General features: G+C 55.4%; 1 rRNA gene. It reads left to right on the forward strand.

The features are described 5' to 3' along the window. Positions 1–194: 194 nt before the first annotated feature. Positions 195–3,278 (forward strand): 23S ribosomal RNA (locus CX1_RS11870). The last annotated feature ends 96 nt before the right edge of the window (positions 3,279–3,374 follow it).

The raw sequence follows: 3,374 nt of genomic DNA on the forward strand, positions 1-3,374 counted from the left end.
TCACGTTTGGGGCTTTGGTCCTTGGTGTGGTTGGTGGGTTGTGGTTTTTTTCCTGTTGCGGTCATCGTTGCCGGCTGGGCTTGTTGTCTGGTTGGTGGTGGTGGTTGGTGTTGTGTGAGAACTGGATAGTGGACGCGAGCATCTTGATTTTTCTGTAGATTTGTTCCAACAGTTTATTCTGTTTGGTCGTTTTGTGTGTTGTGTTGTAAGGGCACACGGTGGATGCCTTGGCATCAGGAGGCCGATGAAGGACGTGAGAGGCTGCGAAATGCCTCGGGGAGCTGCCAACTAAGCGTTGATCCGAGGGTGTCCGAATGGGGAAACCTGGCCGTCGTTATGGGCGGTCGCCGCCAGATGAATTCATAGTCTGGTTGGTGGTTACGCGGGGAAGTGAAACATCTCAGTACCCGTAGGAAGAGAAAACAATTGTGATTCCGTTAGTAGTGGCGAGCGAACGCGGATGAGGCTAAACCGCATGCGTGTGATACCTGGCAGGGGTTGCGTGTGTGGTGTTGTGGGGTTTATGCGTGCATGGTCTGCCAGCTGTGCGCCGACAGTGGTTGTGGTTAGCGGAAAGTGCGTGGAATCGCCTGCCGTAGACGGTGAGAGCCCGGTACGTGAAAGCCATGGCCTGTTGGTTGCGTTTGTCCCCGAGTAGCAGCGGGCCCGTGAAATCTGCTGTGAATCTGCCGGGACCACCCGGTAAGCCTGAATACCTCCTGTGACCGATAGCGGATAGTACCGTGAGGGAATGGTGAAAAGTACCCCGGGAGGGGAGTGAAATAGTACCTGAAACCGTGTGCTTACAATCCGTCAGAGCCTCTTTGTGGGGTGATGGCGTGCCTTTTGAAGAATGAGCCTGCGAGTCAGCGGCACGTCGCGAGGTTAACCCGTGTGGGGTAGCCGTAGCGAAAGCGAATACTAACTAGTGTGTTTAGTGGCGTGTCCTGGACCCGAAGCGGAGTGATCTACCCATGGCCAGTGTGAAGCAGAGGTAAGACTCTGTGGAGGCGCGAACCCACTTAGGTTGAAAACTGAGGGGATGAGTTGTGGGTAGGGGTGAAAGGCCAATCAAACTCCGTGATAGCTGGTTCTCCCCGAAATGCATTTAGGTGCAGCGTCGTGTGTTTCCTCCTGGAGGTAGAGCTACTGGTTGGTTTAGCGGGACTATCATCTTAGCGACATCAGCCAAACTCCGAATGCCGGTGAGGTCAGAGCACGGCAGTGAGACTGCGGGGGATAAGCTTCGTAGTCGAGAGGGAAACAGCCCAGATCGCCGGCTAAGGCCCCTAAGGGTATGCTAAGTGGAAAAGGATGTGGGATCGCGAAGACAACCAGGAGGTTGGCTTAGAAGCAGCCATCCTTGAAAGAGTGCGTAATAGCTCACTGGTCGAGTGGTCCTGCGCCGACAATGTAGTGGGGCTCAAGCATACCGCCGAAGCCGCGGCAATCAGTCCTTGTGGCTGGTTGGGTAGGGGAGCGTCGTGTTCGGCTGTGAAGCTGCGGGGTGACCTGTGGTGGAGTGGACACGAGTGAGAATGCAGGCATGAGTAGCGAATGAGGAGTGGAAAACTCCTCCGCCGGATGACCAAGGGTTCCTGGGCCAGGTTAATCCTCCCAGGGTGAGTCGGGACCTAAGGCGAGGCCGACAGGCGTAGTCGATGGACAACGGGTTGATATTCCCGTACCCGCACAATCGCGCCCATGGTGAATCAGTGATACTAACCCTCCTGAAGCATCCTTTCGTCACCTTCGGGTGGTGTCTGGTTGTGGATGCAGGGGACCTGATCTGGTAGTAGCCAAGTGATGGGGTGACGCAGGAAGGTAGCCGTGCCACCTGATGGATGGTGGTGTAAGCGTGTAGCCCGTGGTCTAGGTAAATCCGGACCGCAATTGAAGGGTGAGACGTGATGCGTACCCGTAGTGGGGAAGTTGGTGATCCTATGCTGCCGAGAAAAGCCTCTAGCGAGTGGTTGTGTGGCCCGTACCCCAAACCGACACAGGTGGTCAGGTAGAGAATACTAAGGCGATCGGGTGAACTGTGGTTAAGGAACTCGGCAAAATGCCCCCGTAACTTCGGGAGAAGGGGGGCCTCGTCATGTCTATGCCTTTACGGCGGACGGCGTGATGTGGCCGCAGAGAATAGAGGGAAGCGACTGTTTACTAAAAACACAGGTCCGTGCGAAGACGGTAAGTCGATGTATACGGACTGACGCCTGCCCGGTGCTGGAAGGTTAAGAGGACCTGTTAGGCCGGTTTTGCCGGCCGAAGCGGAGAATTTAAGCCCCAGTAAACGGCGGTGGTAACTATAACCATCCTAAGGTAGCGAAATTCCTTGTCGGGTAAGTTCCGACCTGCACGAATGGCGTAACGACTTCCCTGCTGTCTCAACCACAGACCCGGCGAAATTGCAGTACGAGTAAAGATGCTCGTTACGCGCGGCAGGACGAAAAGACCCCGGGACCTTCACTATAGCTTGGTATTGGTGTTCGGTTCGGTTTGTGTAGGATAGGTGGGAGACTGTGAAACCTCAACGCCAGTTGGGGTGGAGTCGTTGTTGAAATACCACTCTGATCGTATTGGATATCTAACCTCGGCCCGTGATCCGGGTTGGGGACAGTGCCTGGTGGGTAGTTTAACTGGGGCGGTTGCCTCCCAAAGAGTAACGGAGGCGCCCAAAGGTTCCCTCAGCCTGGTTGGCAATCAGGTGTTGAGTGTAAGTGCACAAGGGAGCTTGACTGTGAGACTGACAGGTCGAGCAGGTACGAAAGTAGGGACTAGTGATCCGGCACCGGCTTGTGGAAGCGGTGTCGCTCAACGGATAAAAGGTACCCCGGGGATAACAGGCTGATCTTCCCCAAGAGTCCATATCGACGGGATGGTTTGGCACCTCGATGTCGGCTCGTCGCATCCTGGGGCTGGAGTAGGTCCCAAGGGTTGGGCTGTTCGCCCATTAAAGCGGCACGCGAGCTGGGTTTAGAACGTCGTGAGACAGTTCGGTCTCTATCCGCCGCGCGCGTAGAAACTTGAGGAAGGCTGTCCCTAGTACGAGAGGACCGGGACGGACGTACCTCTGGTGTGCCAGTTGTTCCGCCAGGGGCATTGCTGGTTGGCTACGTACGGAAGGGATAACCGCTGAAAGCATCTAAGCGGGAAGCCTGTTCCGAGATCAGGTTTCATTTGAGGTCCCCCATAGATGATGGGGTTGATAGGCCGGAACTGTACGCACGGTAACGTGTTCAGGTGACCGGTACTAATAGGCCGAACGTCAACACACCCACTCTTTGGAGTGGTTAATGTTCGACATTTCTACGTAACGAGAAGAGCCAAGGTTTGGTTCGCGTCCACTATCCAGCGTCTGGGACAGCACCACC

Source organism: Corynebacterium xerosis NBRC 16721 = ATCC 373, assembly GCF_001552415.1.
Classification (GTDB): Bacteria; Actinomycetota; Actinomycetes; order Mycobacteriales; family Mycobacteriaceae; genus Corynebacterium; species Corynebacterium xerosis.